Consider the following 25,076-nt stretch of genomic DNA (forward strand, 5'->3'; position numbering starts at 1 on the left):
TTTTAGCGATTAAACCGCTATTATTTTTATACATTGTTGTGCCTAGTATTTTTCCATTCTCTTAGATACTTTATTGGAAATGGTAATACTGTCAAATCTCCATTCTTAACAAAGTCTACATTCATAAGAGGAAGTATTTTGTCAAAAACATATTCAGAATTTCCGTAAGTTTCAATTTCTCTAATGACTGAAGCTCTTGATATAGATTGTTGAATTCCCTTTCCTTTTATACCAACAAAATAAAAATTTCTTTCGTTTTCCTTAAAAGAATGAATATCTAACTGACTATCTAAAATTTCATACCTTGACTTATCTCTAAAATAAGACTTTAATACTTCTCCTGTTTCCTTCTTAACTTTTTTGACAAAGATTTTTTATCATTTCTGTTTTTGAAACAATTCAGTAGGTTTTCCTTATTCCAGTTCTCAATTTGTTTAATTTCGTTTTCGAATTCTATAACTTTTTCATTTTCAAACACTTCATTCACTATAGATAATGCTAAATCTTTTTTGATACTTATTTTAGAGTTTTCTTTTATTAAAGTATCATTTATTTTTTCATATTCTGGAAGTGTAAAGTTGTTGGTTCGCTTTGTAATATTAATGTTTCCAATATCGTCTTTTACAATAAATTCAATATTATTGTCATTATCATAAATTGAACATAATTCATAATATTCATTTTGATTAAATAAATCTGATTCGAATTTTTCATAGCTCAAAAGTCCATTAGGTTCAATGGTCAAGAAGTAGAAATCGTTATTACTTTTAATGCCAAAAATCCATTTGTTCTTGTAGTTATATCTAGACCAATCAATTATTGATATTTTTTTGTTCTCAATATCATTTTTAATTACTAATTCTTTAAGAATTGCTTTGATACTTGCTTTTGAGTTTAGTTTGAAATCTTCAAAAGTTATATGTTGGATATTATAAGAAGTTTTATATGGGTCTTTCTGTTCGTATTTTTGATAAAAATTCTTATTATGGATTAGCTTAACATTATAACCCATTTTGTTCTCTTTTTTAGATAATTCAATTTTTGAATTTGGAATATGAGTTTCAATTTCTTCTTTAATACTTTCAAGATGTTCGTTAGAGTTTTCATCTTTGATACCATCAATTAAAAAAATGCTTTCGTTTATTTTAGAATAATCAAAAGTATTTGAATGTCGAATTACATTATTAGTTACAGTACTTTTAAATTCAATACTTAAATAGTTGGATAGTTTATCTTTAATGCTATCAAAAACATCTGATAGCATTCCTATTTTACTATTTTTAAATTCATTTAGATTACTAAAATCTAAAAATGGAATATTATTTTTTTCTAATGAACCCTTTTTTGAAGTCTGTTTTAAAATGTATAGATTTTCTCCTTTAATACTTTCGCTAGGTAAAACACGTTTGAGTGTGTTAGTTGAATGAACAAAAGTATACTTTGGATATTCTTTGAGTTTCTTTTTTGAAAAATCCATTTGTTTACTAAGTAAAACACTTGAAAATGTTTTTACGTTTAATTGTAAACAACAATTAGGGGCAATATAAAACTCTAAGCCTACAATTTTAAAAATCTGCTCTTTATCTTTTGATTTACTAATTTTTAAATGATTTGGAGTGAATAAATAAAGTTTTCCAGTCAGATTGTTAAATGTTAGTCTTTTATGGTTTGGCGTTGCTATTGAGTTAATTAATAATTGAGAGAGTGTATGAGTTTCTAACAACTCAAGTTCAGTTTTATTTAAAATCTTAAAAGATAGTTTGTCGCCATCTTCAATTTTTTCAAGTTGTTTTGATAAATCAACATTAGAAATATAATTTTTATCAAACAACGCATAAAAAGATTTACCTCTTTCAAAAATTACACTATTAGCGTTTAACTCAAGTTCAATTTTGTCAAGTATCAACGCCCATATTTTATGAAATTTTCAGAAGTAGAAAACTTAACAATTGTATATTCTTTCACTAATTGCTGAAAGTTAAATCGTATGTTTAATTGATTTGTCTTACAGGCTTGCATAAGTGTTAATCTCTTTTAAAATTGAATGATTTAACTCTTTTGTTTCTGAATTCCATAAAAACGGAACTTCAACTATTTTTCCGTCAGTAGATTTAACTATTTGCCAATTGTTGGTAGAAAGAATATTTATTATAAACACTTTATCAGCTTGTGCTTTTTCCAATTTCTTTCTGATTTTTGATTCTTGATTTTCAAATCCAATTTCGGTAGTTTCCTTCCAGTGTTTAAAATCTACATAAATATTTGAATCTTTTATTTTGAAATCAAAAATTTCATAATTCTCTGTTGACAGTTCTTCAAGTTGAATTCCAAAATGTTTTTCAAAAATAAATTTGCCAATTTCTTCACCTAAAGTTCCTTTGTAAATGTTATTGAACATAACAGGTGGTATAATATACTTATTGGTTTTGAACGATTTTGCCCATTTCTTTTCATTAAAAAGGTCTTTTACCCCATCTATTTCCAAAAGTTCATTTAGCCTTGCAGTTTCAGAAGAAATTTCACTTCCATTATTAGATTTAAAATCAACAATAACATTCTTGAAATCATTGAAGAAATCAGATTTTTTTAGTTCATAGTGATATTTGTTAGATGGATTTGGCAATTCAACATATAAATCTAAAATGCGATTTAAATTCAATGTAATTATATCTTGCTCTGATATCGTTGGAAAACGCAAGCACATTTCTCTTAACTTTTCCCATTCTTTTACTCGCTTTTCATTCCACCCCCAATCTTCGTTTGATATAAATTTTTGAATCAAGGAATGAACTTTTTTGTTAGTCGCAGTTGCTAAATTTTTAAACGTAAAATCTGTCTGCTGATGCATTTTGATTTGTTGTTTACTTGAATTAACCAAAGTTTTAAATTCATTTAGTACTAAGTTGTTTTCTGTGTCAAAATTGCAAATCAGTTTGTCTAATTCTTTATCTGCATAAATGTAGATATTTGGTGCTTTTAAATTTGTCCTACAAATTCTTCCAATTGCTTGAATGATGTATTTAGCGTAATGCTGTTTAATATTATCATCTTGATAAAGGTTGACTTTTGGTTTACCTAAGTCTTCTTTAGTATTAAAAGATGCTAATAAGTGTTTAAATGCTCTAGTAACTTCTGTGTTTAATTGGTGTATGGAAATGATTCCAACTTGTGTTAAAAATTCTAATTGAAAAAGGTATTTAATAAAACCTTCCTCATTTAAATCTTTATTAATTTGCTGTATAATATGTGTTGGCTTGTCTAAATAAATAGCATTAATATCAGTCTTTCCTTTAGTGTTCCAGTTAAATAGTTTTTTGCTTCTAACATTTATTAGATTTTGGGGATTTGGTGCTATAAACTGTAAATTTTGTCCTGCTCCCATTGTCTGATACATAGAGATGATAAAGACTTTTTTTCCTTCCTCAAGACGTTTTATAAAGTTTTGTTTTTTGTTATCAAAGTCGTTACTGTTTATGACTGTATAGGCATTTCTAACCTTAAATTTATCATTGATTATGAATTCGTTAACAAGGTTGTTTTCTTCAATTAGGATTTTAAATATTTCTTCCAACATAGATAAGTCAAGAGCTTTATCGTTCCATTTTGGTTCTTTGTTTAATAAGCAAAGAAACCCTTTAATATCATCTTGAATTAAAAATTGCTTAAAAGAAAATGAAATCTTAAAGTATCGATTAAGTAGATAGCCATTAATTTTTATATTTTTTATTTTAATCTTTCCTAAGATATCATTAGCTAATTCTTTACTATTGAATAATTTGGAAAAATCCGCTTGATATTTTTCAAATTCAACATCATTGGGTTTTAGATACCCTAACCACTCTGTTTGAATCTTTGTTTTAGAATAGTATTTATTCTGCTCATTAAATAAATCAGTTAGAATTTTATTTTCTTCATTATTTAATTCTATAAATTTTGAACCAAGTTGTCTTTTAAAATAGGTAATGTCGTAATTACCTGTAACCGTTTTTACTAGTGCAGTTGCAGAAATCCCTATAACTTTTGATTTTTCAGCAAGTTTTAATAAAAACTTTTCAGGTGTATTTTGGAAACTGTAAATGAATGTTTTAGTTTTTGATTGATGAGAATCATCATCTACAAAATCATAATACCTAAAACCATTTTCATAAACACTCAAATCATAATTAAGTTCGGCTTTTCCGTTTTTGTTTTTTGTTGGTTTTTCTCTAGCACTTAAAATATTATCGATTAAAAAGTTTTTGTATTTAGTATCTAAACCAAACTCTTCAATAACAGTACTTAATGCTAAATCAAACGTAAATTCAGCCCTTCTTGGGTTGCTTTCTCTTTCTTGTGTTTCAAGTTGCTGATAATTTTCTGCAATACTTTTTAACACTCCACTAAAATAATTTACAAAGCCTTTTATTTGGTTCAATAAATGAACCATACTTTCGCCTTTGGGTTTTGTGTCTTCAAAAATTATTTCATTTGTTTTAGATGATTTGTTTTTATTCAAACGAATAAATCTTTTATCGTTTCGATAAACAGAATGATATTGAAAATCGTGAAACAATAAATTTCTTTGATTTATATTTTCATTTTCGTTATTTTGGGTTTTAAAGCTGTAGTTAAGTTGATATTTGGTTACAATTTCTTCTGATTTTTTTAATAAGACTTCTTGAATGTCGTGAAGTGGTAAACCATAATTATTATCAATTAATTCTTGTCTTTTTTCTGAGTGTGTTATGAATTTTTGAGGGAAAACATTTTTTGATAATGCCCAATAAATTTCTGTAAAAAGATGAATGAAATCAATTCGTTGTTTTTTTCCTTTCTCAATAATATTTTTGAGAATGTTGTCTTTTGTAGCATCAAATTCATCTATGAAAATAATTGCATCTTTTGTCAAGTCATTTTCTAAGAAAGAATAAGATGGTTCTACTAACGTACTATTTTTATGATAGAATTTATCAATACTTAAGAAGAATACTTTTCTTTTTGATGTAAAAACAGCAGGATAAAGTTCGCCAATCCATTTTAGGTCATCATTGGTTTGTATTGCTTTAATTCGTTCTTGTCTATTATTAAAATTGTCTTTTAAATACTTTTCAATGATTCTCCTAAACTTTGGTTCAAAATCGGTTCGAAGTTCATCTTTAAGTTTTGAAACATATACTTTTAACGAATTGTTCTTTTCGTTGTTTTTTATTTCGCTAACATTACTTTTAATAGAATAAAAAACTTTGTGGTTTTTGAAATAGTCGTTTATAGAGTTTTCTACATCTTGAAAACGCTTAACTAGACAGTCAGAGTTTGAGTCTAAAAAAGTAATATCTTTCTCAAAATCTTGAAGTTTCTTTTTAGGTATAAAAAAATCATCTCTCAATTCATCAAAAGGAAGATTCTTTTTAAGATTTGTCACAAAAAATATCTTTCTATTTTCTTTGCAATAGCTTTTATAATTTTCAAAAATCCAAGTTAAAACTGTGTGAGTTTTTCCAGAACCAGTAGGTGGGTTAAATAATAATAATCCGTTTTCTTTGTTACAGTGATTATTCAGGATTTCTATCATATTCGGGATGTTCTTCTATATTATGCACAACACGCACAGGTTATGGCGAGTTCACGCAGAATGCGCAGCATTCTAGAGTGTACGGTAGCCATTCTTGCATCCGACGAGTGCGCTTTCGCGAAAGCGGCGTGAGAGGAATGCACCAATTTGCTATAACCGTAGTTGTTGACGGTACCAGTAACGCTGGTTAGTGTTTATTTGTTTGGGTTATAAATATAGTTAGATAAAAGCAAATTACAGCGTATGCTGTGCGTGTTGCTGGACGGTAAGTTCAGGAGAGAATTGAGCGCTAGCGAAATGGCCTGAACGACCGTAGGTATCGTCCAGCAACGGTTTGGGCTATGGTTTCGTTGCGGAAAATCAGCTATGATTTTCCGCCGTAACAGAAAGATAGCAAATTGCAATGAATTCCGATCAGGAATTCAGCCGCAATGAGCTATACACGTTGTTACCACACGTTTTTTATTTTATTATTTTTAATTCAGTTAGTAATTGTTCATTCGAAAATCCAGAACAACTGTCGTCTTGAAATCTTATTTTTTCAGTTCCGTTTTCAAGATTATAACTCACTCCGAAATTACATGAATTGTCAGCATTTTGCATTAAAGTCAGTTTGCGTTCAAACAGAGATATTACGTCAATTATGGATTCCGTTATTTTTATTTTTCCGCGTTTTATAACTTTTCCGTTTTTGTAATATTTAAATTTTAAAAATCCATTTTTAGGCTTTAAAATCAATTTGTCAGATTCAAAGGTCTGATGTCCCCAAGATGAAATTAAAACCCAACTGTCATTGTTATTAATTGATTCTTTAATTAAAGGTTTCTTCTCATAATCTTTGTATTTATTTACACAGATTTTTATTTCAGTCAGTTCCTTTGCGTTTGTGAAAGTCGTGTCGATTTGCTGTCCAAAAATATTTGTGTACTCTATTCTTAAAAAGTCAGAGTTATTTACAATAATCAATTTTTCATTTCCCAAATATTTTTCAGCTTGTCCAAATTTTTGGTTGGTCAGAATTTTTGGTTTTGCTCTATCTAGTTTAAACATAGTAAAACCATTTTCTTGACTACAATCATTGGAAAACAATTCGATTTTGTTTTGAGCAAACGAAAAGAATGTGCTTAAAACTAGAATTATAGATATGAAATGCGTTTTTTTCAAATGTGTGGTAACGTGTTTGGCTATGATACGTTGCGGAAAAATCCGCAGGATTCTTTCCGCCGTAGCCGAAAGATAGTAAATTGCAATGAATTCCGATTAATGAATTCAGCCGCAATGAGCTATACACGGTAATGTGCATAGTGTTTTATTCAGTTCGTAGTTCAATTAATTGTTTAATCATTGGATGATTTTCCGCTTTATTCAATTCGTTCAGCGTTCTTTTTCCAATTCGTTTATCAACTACTGCGAGAGCTTTTAAAATTGGATTATTACTTTTTATAGCATCTTGAACATTTAGACTTAAAAATCGGAAGGCGTTATCAGCAAAATCATATTTTGAAAATTCACCTTTTTCCATAATTTTTCCTTCGGTCCTGTCAGTCATTTTAATTCCTTCGTGAGAAATGTAATGAGTTTCGGCTAATTCATTCGAATAGCTTTGAAATTCGTTCCAAGTGTCTTGGTTTGAGAAATTCAAAATCTCTTTTCCGTTCCAAGTTATCCAAGCTCTACCTAGATAACCTGTCGAATTTTTATAAGTTGTCAAGTGATAGTCAAGTCGGTCTTTTAAATTATCCGCTAATCTATCTTTCAACTCTTTCCTTAATTTACTCCATTTCATTTTTCCACATTATGCACAACTAGTTTATATAAGCAATATATCAAAAATTGACATTTACTACCCATAACACAGGTATATAAATAGGTTTTTCTCATTGTTACTTTATTGTTGTATAAATGGTAGATACGCATGTTTATACACTATTACGATAAATGTAATACCTTAACAAACCTCATAGTTAAGGATTAAGAAAACCTACAAAATTTTATGTTCCATAAGAAGTGTTATTCATCTCCTTTGTGATATAGTTAAATCGTTTAAAAAGCAAATAATTCCTCGTCTTTGCCGCATACACCGTTAATGATCTATCCGTCTTTCCTAATTATATAAAATCTCTCATACAGGCTTCTACTAGAACAGTCTAGGGCTGGAAGACACCATTTAGGACAATTGCCTTATTGCTTAAAAAACGCACCCATCGCAATTTTAAAATATCAAATTTATAATTATGCGATGCTCCTTTTTAGTGCTACTTGTGTTAGTGAGTAGCGTTCTTTATGCTCAGGAAAAAGTAGATCTATCCACTTATTCACCTCTCAATCCTAAACCTTTTATGGATCCTGCACCGCTGCCTCACAATGGCTATGGTGAGATTGTAGCTATAAGTCATTTATGGCAGCATGGTGACCTTAAATACACGCTCTATTACAATGAAAAGGGTGTGGTTGATAGTTTGTTTGATCCCCAAAAAGGCAAATTTGACATAAGCGATTACTCCTTTATAAAGGATAAAGAAAACCGAATTGTACAAGAAAAATGGACAGTCAATTCAGAAGATCCTAAACTGCACTCTTATTCTTATGACGATCGTGGTAACCTAGTTAAGTTCATTACATACCGCAGAAAGCAATTTCGCAAGGGTGTTTATAAAATGGTAGAGGACAAGGTAAAAGAATTCACTTATGACAATAACAACAGGTTGATTTCTGGTAATGGTTATGACTATAACTATTCTATAGAGAACAATACACTCACCATTACCTATGGTAGCAATGGTAGTCAAACCGTAAAAAAGTACGACAACTACGGCCGCTTGATTTACTACGATCACAAAAGTACTGCTGTACCATCAAATCCAACTACTTATACCTATGTTAAGGATCACAAGAACAACATTATTGCTCAATTGAATAATAAGGGTGACTATAATGCTATCAAGATCTTTCATTATTCTGATGGTTCTGCCAGTACTATTTCATTTGATAAGGTGCAAAAAAAATGGGCTGCGCCCAGCGAGAAGTTAGTCTGGAACGGTTATACAGCAGGTGATTTAGTAAGGTCTCAAGGACTTTATAAAAAAGGGAAATTACAAGGAATAGGATGGGTACAAGGTTATGGTAAACGAGTTGAAGGTAATTTTAAAAACAACATGTTGCATGGACCAGGCTATATACGGGATTTTTTAACCAAGGATACCTATACAATAGGAGAGTTTAAAGCAGGGAGACTAGATGGCTATGGTATCAAAATAGTAAATGGAATTGCCGTAGAAGCAGGGATTTACAAGAACGGTAACATTCAAAACTCCTACGACCTTAATACAGTCAATGGCGACACAAAATTATGTTCTCAGGATGTTTGTGAAGACGGCTTTGTTCAAAAGAAAACAACCAGTTATTACACCAAAAGTTATGGCTTTTATCAGAATGGAAAACCTATAGGACCTGCTGTAGAATTTGGTCGTGACAAGATTGCAGTAGCCTTTTTTGATTCAAGCGGAGTAAGTTTTTTCTTGGGTCCTAATCAAAATTATTATGTCATAGCTCACTACAAAGACAGTAAACTAGATGGCATGGGTTACATCGCCACTAGCAACCAGTACCAAGTAGGAAAATATGAAAACAATCAACTGGTACAATCATACCGCGAGTAGGATACTAACTAGCTTTTTATAAATGAATTATTACACAATGAAACATAGAACCTATTATCTATTAACGCTTTTTATCGTACTGGCGAGTACCTTAAAAGCACAGGATCAAATAGTAAAAGATTGGTATAGAGCGCCTTTAAATCCGCTCACACCGCTAGAAGAATTACATTTTATTGCACAAGGTCCTATTAAAGGAAACATTCTCAAAATAAATGATCACTGGTATGATACGTCTGGGTTCTCGTTAAAATCCAATGTACTGGACAATCTAGAAATAGCAAAAAAATACAACGGTCGTTACCTTATAAAAAACGATAAAGGACAAATCATTGAAAGCAAGGAGTTTAATTCAGGTAAAGAAAACAGCACCACCTTTACTTATAACGAGCGAGGTTTACTTATAGAGCGCAATTATCAAACCGATGGTAAGGTCAAGACCTATTTTTATGATACAGATAACCGGCTTATCAAGGATGTTTTTACAAGCCCAACCTTTACCTATACTTCTGTTTACACCTATTCCAACAAGGGTAAATCATTGGTGATTAATGAGGTGTCAACAAATAAAGATGGTGTTGTGGTTAATGAATACAACTATACCTACCGCGATGGATTGCTCAGACAACGAGAAGAGGTAGGTCAAGGATCAACTTCCTATACCTATGAATTTGATAGCAATTACAATTGGATTACTCAATACAAAGAAGGACAGGTCATTAATTCAAAAAGAGACTTGTTTTATCACGATCAATTACAGGAGCCTAGAGTTTATAAAGCAATCGTTCAAAAAGGAACTTACTCGCCATCCCTAGTAGTTACTGTAAATGACATGAAACTGCAAACGCATAAAGGTAAAAACGTGCATTATGCTTTTGATCCCAGCAGTAATCGTTACTTAAAAATCCCAGTTTCATCCAGCGAAATCAATGCTGCTAATCTAGGTAAAACGTACGATGTTCTGGAGCTTCCTGTAGGTAACAACTTGTTAACCATTCCTTCCAACTATGGTAAGCCTCACATTTACTTACGAGGAGTACGCATGTACTAACCTTTTTTGATTCACAGTTACAATCTATAAAATATGAAGAGTTTAATAAGTGTGTTTTTAGTGTTCGCTTTCGCGAAAGCGATAACAGCACAAGTTCATTCAAGTCTAGAACACTTAAAGTTACCTCAAATATCGCAGGCAGATAATACGGCCAAAAACGAAGTGTATAGAATACAAACGGCAACTTATAAGGCCGATAGTTTGGGTTATGAACCGGTTGTTCTACAGGTTCAAAATTTTAATGAAGAAGGATTGAAATTTCAAGACTATCAACAAATTTTTGGTAAGTACAAGTCAGAGACCCTAGACAGTTTTTATTACACAGGAACCAGATTAGATAGTATCGTTAAAAAAACGAGTTCCGGTGGATTTGATGCTACCATGATTTTTGAATGTGACAATCAAGGTCGTGTTACCAGTGAAAAGGCAACGGGTAAATACATCAATTATGTTACCCAGTATACTTATGAGAACAATCGACTGCAACATATTGAAATGAAGTTGAAAAGAGGTAATCGTAGAACAGCAACTTACTACTATAAAAAAGGAAATCTGGATTATGTAAAACAACATGAATACAAGGAAAACGGTGAACTTAACAAGGAATTTACCGTGTATTATACAAGAGGTATTCCCATTGCTAGAGTTACTGCCAATGATCCATTAATCACCGTGGCCGATTTTACAGGAGTATACAAAATACGTACACAGTTATCTCAAGAACAAGCCATTGAAGCATTACAAAAGGCGGCTGCAATTTCAAGAACCGATTTGTTTAACAAAAGAAAGGAAATCACCCAGCAAGAAATGATGCTAGAACAATACAGTACATCAACCGAAAGTTCAACCGGCGAATGGACTAAACGACACATAACTCGCAAAATGTTCTCAAAACTTGAAGATAGATGGGTGTTTAGGAAATTATACTTTCCTGATAGTACAACCGTAGGTAGCACTCAATTTGATATTCTTTTTCAACACAAAATAAAACGATACTAACAGCATGTAGCAATGGAAACAAATGTTTTATTTCAAGAAGCACCTTTATCGCAACAAGATAAACGCACGCTCAGATTTGGTATCATAGGATTTGTAGTGGTGCCTATACTCTTTGGCACTTTTATATTTTTTGGTTTCAGCTGGGTTCAGGGTAAGCCTTTATTTAGTCAAGAAATTGCGATGCCAGAATATATGGTTATTGCCTTTATGTCAATAATTATCCTCTTTTGTACCGTAATGCTATGGAAAAAAGTAATTGATTTTAGAGCAGGTATTAAACACGTCTATACAGGTGTTTTACAAGATAAACGTAAATCGATTACAAGATCCCAGTCATCGGGCAGTGGAAGAAATGGTCGATCAAGTAGTAAAACAACCATCACTTATTATCTTAAATTAAATAATGCAGAGTTCCAGGTAAGTGCAGCTCAATATTCAAAGGGTCAGGTAGGTGATGTTATACAGCTAGAACAGGTACCTACAAGTAAAGTAATTTTGAATGTAACGGTTATAGAACCTACTAAAACTAACGAAGAGGATAGTAGATTTTCAACTAAATACACGGCAGCTTTTATACCCAAAATAGTTTCTTTAAATGCTACGGATCAACAAGCATTAAGGACAGCCTGGTACACTAAATTACGCAAAGCAGTACTTATATCAATTGTACCCTTATTCATAATTATTAGTTTAATAAGTTCTGGCTTATCTGGATTACTCTTGTTTTTATTTCCATTACCCATTATTGTCGGATGGCAGTTGTTTTCTTTAATAAAGTGGTACAGCAAGTATCGCAGGGTTTTATCCAGTAATAATAAAACCGTTACAAGATCTCAAGTTATTGATAAGTTTTCCAGTAGTAGCAATGGATCGCGTACTACTCATTATATACAAATAAACGAGAAAAGCATTACTGTCCCAGTAGATGTATACCAACAACTCAATGGTGGCGATAGTGTTGAGGTCCATCAAATCCCTTTGTTAAATCTCGTAACTCAAACAGTGTTACTTCCTAAATAGCGATTTAGGACAATTGACCTATTTCACAATCACGTTTACTAGGGCATATTTGAACTATAAATACATATAACCATGAAAAACAATTTAGTATGCTTGTTATTGATGTGTGTTTTTAGTTTCACCGCTTTGCAAGCTCAATCCTTAGGAGAATTTAAAGCCAGTACTTCTGGATCATATGGAGTTAAAAAACTGAAGCAGGCAAACAAAAGAATTTACATCGCTCAATTTAAAACCAACTTTGAGGTTTTTAAGGACGCTGTGAGCTATAAAAGTGGTAGTTCATTTGGCGGTAGAAATTCGGCAACGGCTAAACTTGCCGTAGCACTCGATGGACTAGACGAGAATGAATTAAAACGAATTACTAATGAAGTTTATAACGACTTTGTGTCTGATTTAAAGGACGCTGGATTAGAAATCATCACAGCCGATGAAGCTGGTAAAACAGAGGTCTATAAAGATTACACGAGACGTGAAGGCGGAGAAATAATTCCTACTAAACTACCTGGCGTTGTTACAGTAACTCCAGAAAATTTTAGTTACTATGTTAAAGGTTTAGATAAAGAAGGAAATGAAAAAAAGGGTTGGAATCCTTTTTCAATGGACACAGATTTAAACAAGAACAAAAAATTAGCCAAGGAATTGGGTGATGTTCTAGTTGCTAAGGTGGACTTGAATATTTTGTTTATCGAAGTAAAAGAAGGCTGGAGTCCTGGAGCTGCAAAAGTTACTTTTAAAACTGATTTACGACTGGTGTCTAGTGACAACATCACCGCCGAAAAGAAAAAAGGATTAAGATTCAAAGGTTCAAATGATGTGTTTCCAGTAAAAACAATGGTTCATATTACAGATGCTAAAGGGAATAATTACAACGGTACTTTGAAAAAGGCACTACCTATAGAAGGCGTGCTAGAAAAGCAAAAAATCAAAGCCGTGCAATCTAAAGGGATGTCAGAAACTGCTACTAGTTTTAATCCTATTGTTTACACCTACGACAAAACGACTAGAAAATTTCAATCAGTACCGGTAGATGGTGCGGCCTATATCAAGGGAGCAAAAATGGCGATGAGTAAGTTTTTAAAACATCATCTCGCAGAACTTAAGGACAAAATGAAATAAAGGGAGATTATTTATGTAATCTTTTAAGCCACAGGTTGTAGGGGACTTGTGGCTTTTTTAGTTTGAGAGAAATACGCTATTTGCCTGATTGAACTGGATAGGCGGTTGCCATAAGTTTGATTGATTAAACTAACGTAATGAGTAAGACTATTCAACTGAGCCTGCTATTTTTTTTACAATGTCTAGGGTTACATGCGCAATATGAACCAAACTTTGACATAGCGCCTTGCAATCCCGTTCCAGAATTTCACACACTGCATGCAGAACATGTTACAGGAGATGTTTATGCACTTGATGAGTACTTGTATGATAGAAATGGAAAACAAGTATTAACAGGTCTAGCAGGTAAAGTAACTGAGTTTTGTAAATACTCTAAGGAAGAAGCCAAAGCTTTGAGAAAATACTACTGCTTGCGAGATGAAAAAGGCCGTTTAATTGAGCGAGGTAGCTATGATGCTGATGGAACATTAAATGCGACTCAGTATTTTTATAAAAATGGACTTTTTATAAAGCAGGTGTCCAAGTGGAATACGCGTATTTTTGAGTACGATAAGAAAGGAAGAATTATTTTGTCTACCACCATTCATCCAGCAAAAGATGACCAACCTGAGGTAGAAACTTATATCAAATACACGTACCAGGATATAGAAAACGGTGAGATCAGAGTAAACATGGAGTCTAAATACTACAACGGTGACATAACCCATAACACCTATCATTATAAAAATGGTTTAATCACCTATTCTGAAAGAAATAAGTATACCTACGAATATAAATTTGATGAAAAAGGCAATTGGATTTATAATCGTTTTTCTCCTAAAGAGGATAGATTCTCAAAAAAGGTGCGCTCTATCATTTATTATTCAGATTTTAAAAAGCCATCATTTCATTTTGCTCCAGATCCTAGAACGGAATACACTTCTTTAATCTATCCTTATTTAAACGATAAAATTTTTAGAGCAGCTCAACGCACTATAATAGGTAAGAAAAACAAAGCTTATGAAGTGTTTTATTTTCCATTAGTCAACTACTACGTTGTTCCCGATGTAAATCTATTACCTACACTTGACGGTAGAGTAACACGAGCAGAAGCCAAAGCCGTTTACAACACTCAAATGGCCTACTATCGCAATATTTCGACTAATAAATTTGTAGTTCTTGACGAGGGAGAACGAATGTCAGATTATTCGAATTTTGGTAAATGGGAATTTCTAGAAAATGGCGATCCAGTGATTACGGTAAACAAAATACCTACCTATATTCTTAAGGATTACTATAAAGCCAAAGACAAGGAGTTAAAACCTGTTTTACCCTATAACGGTGAGCCTTTGAAATCAGCTTCTGTGGTTGCTAGCAATGATTCTAATCAAGAAAAAAAAGCGCCCACAACTACAACATTAATTTGTAAAAAAGGAAACTGTATTGATGGATATGGAATTGCCACCAAAGGGACCATAGAATATGAAGGCGAATTTAAAAATGGACAACCACACGGTATTATTGTAGCTACACAAGAAAATGGAAATTACTATCGTGGTGAATATGCTTATGGTAAAAGAAATGGTAGCGGAACGTATTATTGGAAAGAAACAGACCAGTACTACATAGGTAGCTGGAAGAATAATGTACAGCATGGTTACGGTATCAACAAAAAGGGAAAGAAAATTCTGAACGCTGGTATTTTAGACAGCAATAAGTTTACCCAAAGCTTGGGAACTCAATATGTAAACAAGAAAATATCCGGTAGTTGTAGAGGTAATTGCAGTAACGGTTTCGGCGGTTATAGATACCGCAATGGTGGTCAAAGTGTTGGGTTTTGGAAAAATAGTAAATTAAGCAATTATTCGCTCACAGTATTTGGTAATGGAGATAGCTACGTAGGTAAATACGTCAACGGATTGCGCAGTGGTTTTGGTGAATATTTTTGGAAAAATGGAACTTCTTATACGGGAAACTGGCTCAATAATAAAGAACACGGATTCGGTATCCTTATATACAGCAACGGTCAACAAAAAGTCGGGTATTGGGAAAATGGTAATTATTTAGGAACTTCTAAACGGTCGTAAAGTAATTACAAATTAACAGTTGCATTAATCTATCGTGCAATTGATAATGGACTTAGAATGACAATCAGTTGCCATTCTAAGTCCAATGCAATAAAGAAATTACTTCTTATGCCTTTTAGCTAGTTCATTTTCAATGTCTTTTAGAGAGTAACCTTTGGCCTTGAGCAATACCAAGTAATGATACATTAAATCACCAGCTTCATAAATGAAGTCTTCTTCCTTACCGTTTATTGCATCTATAACGGTTTCTACAGCCTCTTCACCTACCTTTTGGGCTACTTTGTTGATACCTTTTTGAACGAGAGAATACGTATAACTTCCTTCTGTTTTTTCATCAATGCGCTGGTGTATGGTTTTTTCTAAATCATAAACCGAAAACGCTTGTGAATTAGAATCGTCATCATCAAAACAACTTACCTCACCTCGATGACAAGTAGGTCCATGAGCGTGTGCTTTAATTAAAATAGCGTCCTGATCGCAGTCCAATCTTATTTCTTCAATATCTAGAAAGTTATTGCTTGATTCTCCTTTAGTCCACAGTCGCTGCTTACTACGTGAATAGAATGTTACTCTGTTCTGCTTTCGCGAAAGCGTAAAAGCTTCTTCATTCATATATCCCAGCATCAACACTTTTGAGGTAGTGGCATCTTGAACAATTACGGGTAATAGTCCATCGCTAGCTTTATTCCAATTGGGTGTTTTCATTAGTATCTTTTTTATATTCTTACAGCTACACCAGCTTCATTAAGTTGATTTTTTAAATCTGGAACCGGCAATTCACCAAAATGAAATATACTTGCCGCAAGTCCAGCACTTGCATGGGTTTTAGAAAACAGATCAACAAAGTGTTGCGTGTTACCGCCACCACCAGATGCTATAATCGGTATATTAAGTTCTCGTGAAAGAATATCGGTAATCTCAAGTGCAAATCCGTTCTTTGTTCCATCGTGATTCATGCTAGTAAGTAGAATTTCACCTGCGCCACGAGTTTCACATTCTTTACACCACGTAATGGTTTCCTTGTCAGTTTCAAATCGTCCACCACCTATAAAAACCTTATTTGTTGATTTGTCTGTGTTGTCAACTTCTATAAGTTTAGTGTCCACAGCAACGACAACACACTGACTACCTAACTCTTGTGCTAGTTCGTTAATAAGTTCAGGTCGTTTAACAGCAGCACTATTAACGGCTATTTTATCGGCGCCTGCTTTAATGATTTCTTTAGCCAGCTTTACATCGTTAATTCCGCCTCCTACGGTAAAAGGGATATTAAGAACGCTTGCTATTTCCTTAACGAGTGGTACCAAGGTTTCTCTTTTCTCAATAGTTGCTGTGATGTCTAGAAAACACAGCTCATCGGCGCCTTGCAAGGCATATTGTTTAGCCAACTCTACGGGATCACCAGCATCACGCAGACCTACAAAGTTAATTCCCTTTACAGTGCGACCATCCTTAATGTCTAAACAAGGTATAATTCTTTTTTTAAGCATATTAGTTTGCATTATGAGATTTGAATATCTCAACCTGATTGATTTTTAATTAGAAAGTATAAAGGAGCTCAACTGTTTTAACTCAATAGTTCCTTCATAAATTGCTTTACCAATTATGGCGCCTTCACAACCCATTTCATTTAATTTATACACGTCATCTATCGAGGTTACACCACCGCTAGCAATAAGTTTGGTTGTTGAATGGTTAGAAGGATCTACTTGTATTTCCAAAATAGATTTATACAAGTCATAGCTAGGTCCAGAAAGCATCCCATCCTTGGCAATATCAGTACAAATAACATACTCAATATTTTTTTTGCGCCATTCTTTGATAAATTCAATTACTTCGAGTTCGCTACTTTCTAGCCAACCATGAGTGGCAATTTTACCTTCTTTAGCATCGGCACCCAAAATGATTTTCTCACTACCATACCTGGAAATCCATTTTTCTAACTGTTCAGGATTTTTAACGGCTATACTACCACCTGTAACCTGTTGTGCACCACTTTCAAAAACTATTTTTATATCTTCATCTGTCTTTACGCCACCTCCAAAATCTACCTGAAGATTTGTTTTATTACATAGATCTTCTAGTACTTTCCAATTGACGACATGACTGTTTTTTGCCCCATCTAGATCAACTAGGTGCAAGTGTTTAATACCAAAGTCCTCAAACTCCTTGGCAACCTCTAGTGGATCTTCATTATAAATTGTTTTTTTGTTGTAATCACCTTGTGATAATCGTACACACTTACCTTCAATAATATCAATGGCCGGAATGATTCTCATGCGTGGTGTTTCAATATTGCTTGTTGACATGGATTGTTTTCTCTAGAGGTTAAGAAAGTTAGTTAATAGTTGCTCGCCTACTTGAGCACTTTTTTCTGGGTGAAATTGGGTAGCATAAAAGTTACCCTTGTTCATCATGCTTGCAAATGGATTGATATAATTACACACAGCAAGTGAATCTTCATTGGGCACAGCATAATAACTGTGAACGTAATAGACATCATCCTGTGAATCGATACTCTTTAATAATGGAGAACTAGATCCGTATGATGACTCGCTCGCGATATTGTTCCATCCCATATGAGGTACTTTAAGCGTTGGGTTGTCTGGGAATTTTTTAACGATTGTGTCAAAAATCCCTAGACAGTCTGTACTACCTTCTTCACTATACGTACACATTAACTGCATTCCCAAACAAATACCTAAAACGGGCTGTGTAAGTTCTTTAATAACCTTATCCAGACCTCTTTCTTTCAAGTATTTCATGGCAGTACTTGCTTCTCCAACTCCTGGAAAAATAACCTTATCTGCAGCCTGTAATTCTTTAGGATCGTCAGTTACGATATTGTCTACACCTAGTCTGTTTAAAGCATTGGTAACGCTACCTATATTACCTGCGTTGTATTTAACTATAGCAATCATAATACTCCTTTTGTAGATGGTAGTTTACCATCGCCAGTTTGTTTTACAGCCATTTTGATAGCCTTGGCAAATGCCTTAAACAGACTTTCAATTTTATGGTGCTCGTTATCTCCTTCAACCTTCATATTCAAGTTACATTTAGCTGCATCACTAAAACTTTTGAAGAAGTGAAAGAATAATTCAGTAGGCATATCACCTACATATTCTCTTTTAAAATCGGCGTCCCAAACTATCCATGGTCGTCCACCAAAATCAATGGCAACCTGTGCAAGGCTATCGTCCATAGGTAGTAAAAAGCCGTATCTATTTATACCTTTTTTAGTTGATAACGCTTTCGCGAAAGCGTCACCCAAAGCAATAGCTGTATCCTCAATGGTATGGTGTTCATCTATCTCAAGGTCGCCCTTCACTTTAATGTCCAAATCCAATGAGCCGTGACGTTGTAATTGCTCTAGCATGTGGTCGTAAAATTTCAAACCGGTATCGATAGTTCCATTTCCAGCTCCATCAAGATTTAAAGTGATATTGATGTCAGTTTCCTTGGTAGTTCTACTTACGTTCACTTTGCGAGGTTGACCTCTTAGGAATTGGAAAATTTCTTTCCAGCTATCTGTTTTTAAGGCTACGATATCTTGGTCTTCAAAATTACTATCATCTGTGATAGAAGGTAACTGAATTCCTTTACATCCTAGGTTTTTTGCTAATTGCATATCACTGTTGCGATCACCTATTACAAAACTATTTGCAAGATCATAATCACCCTTGATAAAATGAGTAAGCAGTGCTGTTCCAGGCTTTCTAGTAGGAGCATTATCTTCTGGAAATGTTTTGTCTATAATTACCTCACTGAAGTTAATTCCTTCACCTTGCAATATGTCCATCATAAGGTTGTGTACCGGCCAAAAAGTATTTTCGGGAAAACTATCTGTTCCTAAACCATCTTGATTGGTTACCATGACTAGCTCATAATCTAACTCTCGTGCAATGCGGTGTAATTGTGTAATTGCTTGCGGTAAAAATTCTAATTTCTCGTAGCTATCTAATTGATAATCTACAGGTGGTTCTTTTACAATAGTACCGTCACGATCTATAAATAATACTTTTTTCATATTCTATAACCTTATAAAGGTTTGCTTAATTGGTTTAAAGTTTACTGGACTTGTTTTTGATAATTGTTTAATGCTAGTACCATTTCCTCGCATTCTTGCATAGTACCTACAGTGAAACGTAATGTGTTTTCAATTTGACTACTACGATTACGTATAATAATGCCTTGATCTCTCAAGTAGTTGTATACGTGGTTGGCATTTTTTACACTGGCAAGTATAAAATTAGCTTCGCTAGGGAACACCTTATTTATAAAATCAAATGTATCTAATTGTTCACTTAGCCATTTCCTATTCGCATTTAACGTAGTAATACTTTTTTGAGCTTGTTCAACGTTTCTTATAGCTGATAACGCTGCTTTTTGCGATAACTCATTTACGTTGTAGGGTGGCTTAGTCTTATTAAAAAGTTCAATAATTTCTTTACTTGCAAAAGCAAATCCTACTCGAGCAGCAGCTAGTCCTTGTGCCTTTGACATAGTTTGTAGGACAACAAGATTAGGGTAATCCTGTAATCTATTGATAAAACTTATATTTTCAGTAAAATCTTGATAGGCTTCATCGACTACAATAATCCCTTTAAAATTATTAAATAGCTTGTCCAACCTTTCTTGATTCTCTTGCATTTCTTCCTCAAAAGCTGGGTTAAAGGGAAGGTCCATCATACCGCCTTTAGTATAGTTTTGAGCTTGCCAATCGTGTTTAAGATCTGCTTTTAAGATGGCATTTCCAGTAGGATTATTAGGCGAGCAAATCCAAATAATTTTTAAGTTTTCATTATTTGTAATTTGATTGTTGACCGCATCAAAATCAATCTCAAATGCCGAATTAAGTGGTGCTTTTAAAACCTCTATATCATTAATACCAGCGCTTACCTCATACATACCATAAGTAGGAGGAAGGATTAAGGTTTTGTCCTTACCTGGATTACAGAATATTCGGTAAAGTAGGTCAATAGCCTCATCACTTCCATTTCCTACAAATATTTGATCTATGGATAATTTCTTTTGATAAGCTAGTTCTTTCTTTAATTCCAGTTGTAAAGGATCCGGATAACGATTTAATTGCCCTTGCGGATTTTCATTTGCATCTAATAAGGTCAATTTGTTTTTACCGCTATTGTACAGGTCAAATTCACTGCGTGCACTAGAATAAGGTTTCAGGTCCCAAATATTCTTACGTACAATATCTTTTAAGTTAAATGTCATGTTATTTTACAGTTGAATGAAACTAGATACCTTGTGATTTTATACTTTTCAATCTAACGCTCACCGCATTTTTGTGAGCGCCTAATCCTTCTGCCGCCGCCATTAGTTCCACAGCTGGACCTAAATTTTTAATTCCTTGTGAGGTAGCTTTTTGATATGTTACCTTATTGACAAAGCTATCTACACTCACACCACTATAATTACGTGCATATCCATAAGTAGGTAATGTGTGGTTTGTACCACTAGCGTAATCTCCTAAACTTTCACAAGTGTAAGCACCTATAAAAATGGAACCGGCAATATTTATTTGTGAAGACACATTCTCTGAGTTCTCAGTGTTTATGATAAGGTGTTCTGGAGCATAGAAATCGGACCAGTTCACACATTCTTGAATCGATTCTAAAACGATGATTTTACTATTTTGAAGTGCTGCGCGAGCTATGTCTTTCCTTTCTAATTCTACCAGTTGTTCTTGAACTGAATCTGTAACTCGGTTTGCAAGCTCACTAGATTCAGTAAGTAAAATTACTTGGCTGTCAGGTCCGTGTTCTGCTTGCGCTAGCAAATCGGCTGCAATAAAATCTGGATTAGCTGTTTTGTCAGCGATTACAAGAACTTCACTAGGTCCAGCAGGCATGTCAATCGCGACACCTTGCTGTTGAGCGAGTTCTTTGGCTCTAGTAACAAATGAATTACCAGGTCCAAATATTTTATCAACTGCAGGAATGGTGGTTGTGCCATAAGTCATAGCTGCTATTGCTCCTGCGCCGCCAGCCTTATATATTTCGGTAATGCCACATAATTGTGCAGTGTATAAAACTACTGGATTTATTGCACCATCACTATCTGTTGGGCTGCAAAGAATCACTTGTTTGTTACCTGCAATTTGAGCAGGAACACCTAGCATAAGTACAGTAGAAAATAAAGGAGCACTACCACCAGGAATGTACAAGCCTACTTTTTCAATAGGAAGTGATTTACGCCAGCAAGTGATTCCTAGCATGGTTTCAACAACTGGATATTCCTGGGTATAACAAGCCTTGTGAAACTTATAAATATTTTGGTAAGCTGTTTTTATCGCCTCTTTTAATTGGTTACTTACTTTATCTATGGCTGCAGTAACTTCTTGATTACTTACCTTTAAACTGCTTAAACTAGCATTGTCAAATCGTTGAGCAAACTCTATTAAGGCACTATCACCTTGTTGTTTAACTTGATTTAAAATTTCTTTTACCGCAGTATCTATGTTTGCTTTTTGCTGTTGAGGTCTTTGTAAAAGATCTGCTTGTTGTTCCCGAGTAGGGCTTTGAATAATTTGTAACATTATGCAATAAGTTTTTGAATATCGCTCACCAATATTCCTTCGGCACCAGCTTCTTTAAGTTGATCTATTACATTCCAAAAATCTTCTTCTTCGATAACGCTGTGTAAACTAGACCATCCTTCTTCTGCAAGTGGTAACACCGTAGGGCTTTTCATACCAGGAAGAAGTCGTGTAATTTCATCAATCTTTTCATTGGGAGCATTAAGCAGAATGTATTTATTCTTTTTAGCATTTTGTACTGCTTCAAGTCTAAAGAGTAGTTTATTTAAAAGAGCTGCCTTTTCACCGTCCAGTTGTTTGTTTGCAATCATCACGGCCTCACTATACATGATAGTTTCAACTTCTTTAAGACCATTCATGATCAGTGTTGATCCTGTAGAGACTATATCGCAAATACCATCTGCAAGTCCTATACCTGGAGCGATCTCTACACTACCACCTATTTCTTCGGTTGTGGCGTTTATCCCTTTACTAGCAAAGAATTTTTTGACAATGGTGGTATAACTACTAGCTATTTTTTTACCTTCAAACCAGTCTAGTCCTGTGTAATCCACATCTTTTTGAACGGCTAGACTTAAACGGCATCCTGCAAATCCTAGTTGTTTTATTACATCTACCGCTTGATCTTTTTCTTCTACTTCATTAAGTCCTAGAATCCCTAAATCTGCTACTCCATTTGCCACATATTGTGGAATATCATCATCTCTAAGAAATAAAATTTCTAGTGGAAAATTCTTAGCTTTAGTAGATAATTTACGAGAGCTATTGTCAAACTTGATCCCACAGTCTTTTAATAATTGTAAGCTCTTATCGCTTAATCTTCCGGATTTTTGAACTGCTATTTTCATGCTAATATTAGAGACTTTATCGTTTGTTTTGTTTTCTGTTGTATTCATTTTTCTTTTAAACTCTGTGTTATCTGTTATTTGATTTGCATAGAGTTTATGATTGTAAAAAACAAAAAACCCGTCTGCAAAACAGACGGGTTAATAATTATAGTTGACTTACATCAATACATCATTTGCACGCCTGTTGCGAGTAAATAAAATGATGATGATGTAGGTTTTGTTTTTTCATTACGGTGCAAACATAGTATAGGATTCGCTTTCGCGAAAGCGAAATTCTAAAAAATTAGATTATTTTAACTTATACCAGTTTATTGTCCATAATTTCTTGAACAGTTTCTGGGTTTAAAAGTGTACTGGTATCACCTAAATTGGCCGTATCGTTACTTGCTATTTTACGTAAAATTCTACGCATGATTTTACCACTACGGGTTTTTGGTAAACCGTTGGTAAATTGAATTTTATCCAATTTTGCGATAGGTCCTATACGGTCTGTAATAAGCTGATTGATTTCCTTGCACAGGTTATCTTGATTGCGATCTTCACCTGTTTCCTTTAATGTGATGTAACCGTAAAGTGCATTTCCTTTAACATCATGAGGGAATCCTACTATTGCACTTTCTGCGACTGCAGGATGTTCATTTATTGCATCTTCAATTGGCGCTGTACCTAAATTATGTCCGCTCACAATTATTACATCGTCTACACGACCTGTAATACGATAATAACCTACAGCATCTCGTCGTGCGCCATCGCCTGTGAAATACATGTTTTTGTAAGCGCTAAAATAGGTATCACGATAGCGGTCGTGGTTACCGTATATAGTACGTGCGATGGATGGCCATGGAAATTTGATACATAATCTACCTTCAACTTGATTCCCTTTAATTTCCTGCGCGTTTTCATCCATTAGGGCTGGTTGAATTCCTGGTAGCGGCAATGTGGCAAAGGTTGGGATTGTAGGAGTAGAGTAGGGAATAGGGCTTATCATAATACCACCGGTTTCTGTTTGCCACCACGTATCTACTATCGGACTGTTTTGTTTTCCTACATTATCGTTGTACCAGTGCCATGCTTCTTCATTAATAGGCTCTCCTACAGTACCTAGAACTTTAAGTGAGCTCAAATCGTGTTTGTTTACAAAATCGATATGCTGTTTTGCCAAAGCTCGAATCGCAGTAGGAGCAGTATAAAATTGAGTTACTTTATGCTTTTCAACAATCTGCCAAAACCTACTAAAGTCTGGATAACTAGGCACACCTTCAAACATGACCGTGGTAGCACCGTTGCATAACGGCCCGTATACAATATAACTGTGCCCTGTAATCCATCCTATATCTGCAGTACACCAATAAATATCATTTTCTCTATACTGGAATACGTTCTTAAAACTATAGGCCGCATATACCATGTATCCAGCAGTGGTATGTACCATACCTTTAGGTTTCCCGGTAGAACCCGAGGTATACAGAATAAACAAGGGATCTTCGGCATCCATTACAGTAGCTTTACAAACTGAATCGGCTGTATCTAATAAAGGTGCTAGCCATTTATCGCGACCATCTTTCATGATAACTTCACCACCTGTTCTTTTTATTACTAAGCTGGTTGTTAAACCAGGACAGTCCTCTAATGCCTCGTCAACAATTTTCTTTAAATCAATGGTCTTATTACCTCTATAACTTCCATCACTGCATATTATTAATTTACAGTCACAATCGTTAATTCTTGTTGCAAGTGCCGTGGCGCTGAAACCTGCAAAAACTACTGAGTGAATGGCTCCTATCCTAGCACAAGCAAGCACAGCAATGGCAAGTTCCGGAATCATAGGAAGATAAATACATACTCGATCTCCTTTTTCTACTCCTTGAGATTTGAGAACATTTGCCATGGTAGAAACACGCTTGTGTAATTCCTTATAGGTTATGTGCTGGGTTTCTTCACTAGGGTCATTAGGTTCAAATAAAATGGCAGTTTTATCGGCCCTTGTTGCCAGGTGTCTGTCTAAACAATTTTCTGTGATATTAAGTTGAGCTCCTTCAAACCATTTTATCTCTGGTTTGGTAAAATCCCAAGAGAGAACGTTGTCCCATTTTTTGCGCCAGAGGAAATGTTCCTCTGCTATTTCTTCCCAAAAATTTTCAGGATTTCGTACTGATTTGCGGTATACTTGCCAGTATTCTTCAAGGTGTTTTATGTGGTAATTACTCATG

At 34.0% G+C, this 25,076-nt stretch carries 19 protein-coding genes; 6 read left to right on the plus strand and 13 right to left on the minus strand.

The window, feature by feature from the left end; translation table 11 throughout:
* Positions 1 to 328 precede the first annotated feature (328 nt).
* The 4 genes from BST93_RS05695 to BST93_RS05710 form a co-directional block, all read right to left on the minus strand.
* Positions 329 to 1,906, minus strand: a complete 1,578-nt coding sequence (locus BST93_RS05695; RefSeq protein ID WP_105018412.1) for a hypothetical protein — start codon at positions 1,904 to 1,906, stop codon at positions 329 to 331.
* A 99-nt stretch (positions 1,907 to 2,005) separates the two neighbouring features.
* Positions 2,006 to 5,551 (minus strand): hypothetical protein, encoded by a 3,546-nt coding sequence (locus BST93_RS05700; RefSeq protein WP_105018413.1) that lies wholly within the window; start codon positions 5,549 to 5,551, stop codon positions 2,006 to 2,008.
* 462 nt (positions 5,552 to 6,013) lie between these two features.
* Complete coding sequence (locus BST93_RS05705) at positions 6,014 to 6,601, minus strand: hypothetical protein (RefSeq protein ID WP_146104985.1); 588 nt, start codon at positions 6,599 to 6,601, stop codon at positions 6,014 to 6,016.
* A gap of 259 nt (positions 6,602 to 6,860) precedes the next feature.
* Entirely contained in the window at positions 6,861 to 7,337 is a 477-nt protein-coding gene (locus BST93_RS05710) for an SF0329 family protein (protein ID WP_105018415.1), read from the minus strand.
* A 448-nt stretch (positions 7,338 to 7,785) separates the two neighbouring features.
* Between BST93_RS05710 and BST93_RS05715 the strand changes: the two genes are divergently transcribed.
* From BST93_RS05715 to BST93_RS05740, 6 genes are all read left to right on the plus strand, one after another.
* Positions 7,786 to 9,210 carry a hypothetical protein gene (locus BST93_RS05715; protein ID WP_105018416.1) on the plus strand — a complete coding sequence of 475 codons (1,425 nt, stop codon included), beginning with the start codon at positions 7,786 to 7,788 and terminating at the stop codon, positions 9,208 to 9,210.
* Positions 9,211 to 9,247: 37 nt separating this feature from the next.
* Positions 9,248 to 10,258: a hypothetical protein gene (locus BST93_RS05720; protein WP_105018417.1), complete on the plus strand. Its 1,011-nt coding sequence runs from the start codon at positions 9,248 to 9,250 to the stop codon at positions 10,256 to 10,258.
* A gap of 33 nt (positions 10,259 to 10,291) precedes the next feature.
* Positions 10,292 to 11,257, plus strand: coding sequence for a hypothetical protein (locus tag BST93_RS05725; protein ID WP_105018418.1), 966 nt, complete (start codon positions 10,292 to 10,294; stop codon positions 11,255 to 11,257).
* 12 nt (positions 11,258 to 11,269) lie between these two features.
* Positions 11,270 to 12,277 (plus strand): hypothetical protein, encoded by a 1,008-nt coding sequence (locus BST93_RS05730; RefSeq protein ID WP_105018419.1) that lies wholly within the window; start codon positions 11,270 to 11,272, stop codon positions 12,275 to 12,277.
* A 72-nt stretch (positions 12,278 to 12,349) separates the two neighbouring features.
* Positions 12,350 to 13,393, plus strand: a complete 1,044-nt coding sequence (locus BST93_RS05735) for a hypothetical protein (protein ID WP_042278793.1) — start codon at positions 12,350 to 12,352, stop codon at positions 13,391 to 13,393.
* A 137-nt stretch (positions 13,394 to 13,530) separates the two neighbouring features.
* Positions 13,531 to 15,459 carry an MORN repeat-containing protein gene (locus BST93_RS05740; protein ID WP_105018420.1) on the plus strand — a complete coding sequence of 643 codons (1,929 nt, stop codon included), beginning with the start codon at positions 13,531 to 13,533 and terminating at the stop codon, positions 15,457 to 15,459.
* Positions 15,460 to 15,558: 99 nt separating this feature from the next.
* Here BST93_RS05740 and hisIE read toward each other — a convergent pair whose 3' ends face one another.
* The 9 genes from hisIE to acs form a co-directional block, all read right to left on the minus strand.
* Positions 15,559 to 16,164 (minus strand): bifunctional phosphoribosyl-AMP cyclohydrolase/phosphoribosyl-ATP diphosphatase HisIE, encoded by a 606-nt coding sequence (gene hisIE, locus BST93_RS05745; RefSeq protein WP_105018421.1) that lies wholly within the window; start codon positions 16,162 to 16,164, stop codon positions 15,559 to 15,561.
* Positions 16,165 to 16,175: 11 nt separating this feature from the next.
* Positions 16,176 to 16,949: an imidazole glycerol phosphate synthase subunit HisF gene (gene hisF / locus BST93_RS05750; RefSeq protein ID WP_105018576.1), complete on the minus strand. Its 774-nt coding sequence runs from the start codon at positions 16,947 to 16,949 to the stop codon at positions 16,176 to 16,178.
* Positions 16,950 to 16,994: 45 nt separating this feature from the next.
* Positions 16,995 to 17,738, minus strand: coding sequence for a 1-(5-phosphoribosyl)-5-[(5-phosphoribosylamino)methylideneamino]imidazole-4-carboxamide isomerase (hisA, locus tag BST93_RS05755; RefSeq protein ID WP_105018577.1), 744 nt, complete (start codon positions 17,736 to 17,738; stop codon positions 16,995 to 16,997).
* A gap of 42 nt (positions 17,739 to 17,780) precedes the next feature.
* Positions 17,781 to 18,380, minus strand: a complete 600-nt coding sequence (gene hisH, locus BST93_RS05760) for an imidazole glycerol phosphate synthase subunit HisH (protein ID WP_105018422.1) — start codon at positions 18,378 to 18,380, stop codon at positions 17,781 to 17,783.
* Positions 18,377 to 19,489 carry a bifunctional histidinol-phosphatase/imidazoleglycerol-phosphate dehydratase HisB gene (gene hisB / locus BST93_RS05765; protein ID WP_042278798.1) on the minus strand — a complete coding sequence of 371 codons (1,113 nt, stop codon included), beginning with the start codon at positions 19,487 to 19,489 and terminating at the stop codon, positions 18,377 to 18,379. Before hisB ends, hisH begins: the two co-directional genes overlap by 4 nt.
* A gap of 41 nt (positions 19,490 to 19,530) precedes the next feature.
* The gene (locus BST93_RS05770; protein ID WP_105018423.1) at positions 19,531 to 20,694 is read right to left on the minus strand and encodes a pyridoxal phosphate-dependent aminotransferase; all 1,164 of its coding nucleotides are present in this window, start codon (positions 20,692 to 20,694) and stop codon (positions 19,531 to 19,533) included.
* A 22-nt stretch (positions 20,695 to 20,716) separates the two neighbouring features.
* Positions 20,717 to 22,018: a histidinol dehydrogenase gene (gene hisD / locus BST93_RS05775; RefSeq protein WP_105018424.1), complete on the minus strand. Its 1,302-nt coding sequence runs from the start codon at positions 22,016 to 22,018 to the stop codon at positions 20,717 to 20,719.
* A complete protein-coding gene (hisG, locus tag BST93_RS05780) occupies positions 22,018 to 22,914 on the minus strand; it encodes an ATP phosphoribosyltransferase (protein ID WP_258150485.1) in 897 nt (298 codons plus the stop codon). The genes hisD and hisG overlap by 1 nt, the downstream gene beginning before the upstream one ends.
* A gap of 250 nt (positions 22,915 to 23,164) precedes the next feature.
* On the minus strand, positions 23,165 to 25,075 hold the full coding sequence (gene acs / locus BST93_RS05785) for an acetate--CoA ligase (protein WP_105018425.1): 1,911 nt from the start codon (positions 25,073 to 25,075) through the stop codon (positions 23,165 to 23,167).
* Position 25,076: the final 1 nt, after the last annotated feature.

Source organism: Nonlabens tegetincola, assembly GCF_002954355.1.
In the GTDB taxonomy this organism is placed as follows: domain Bacteria; phylum Bacteroidota; class Bacteroidia; order Flavobacteriales; family Flavobacteriaceae; genus Nonlabens; species Nonlabens tegetincola.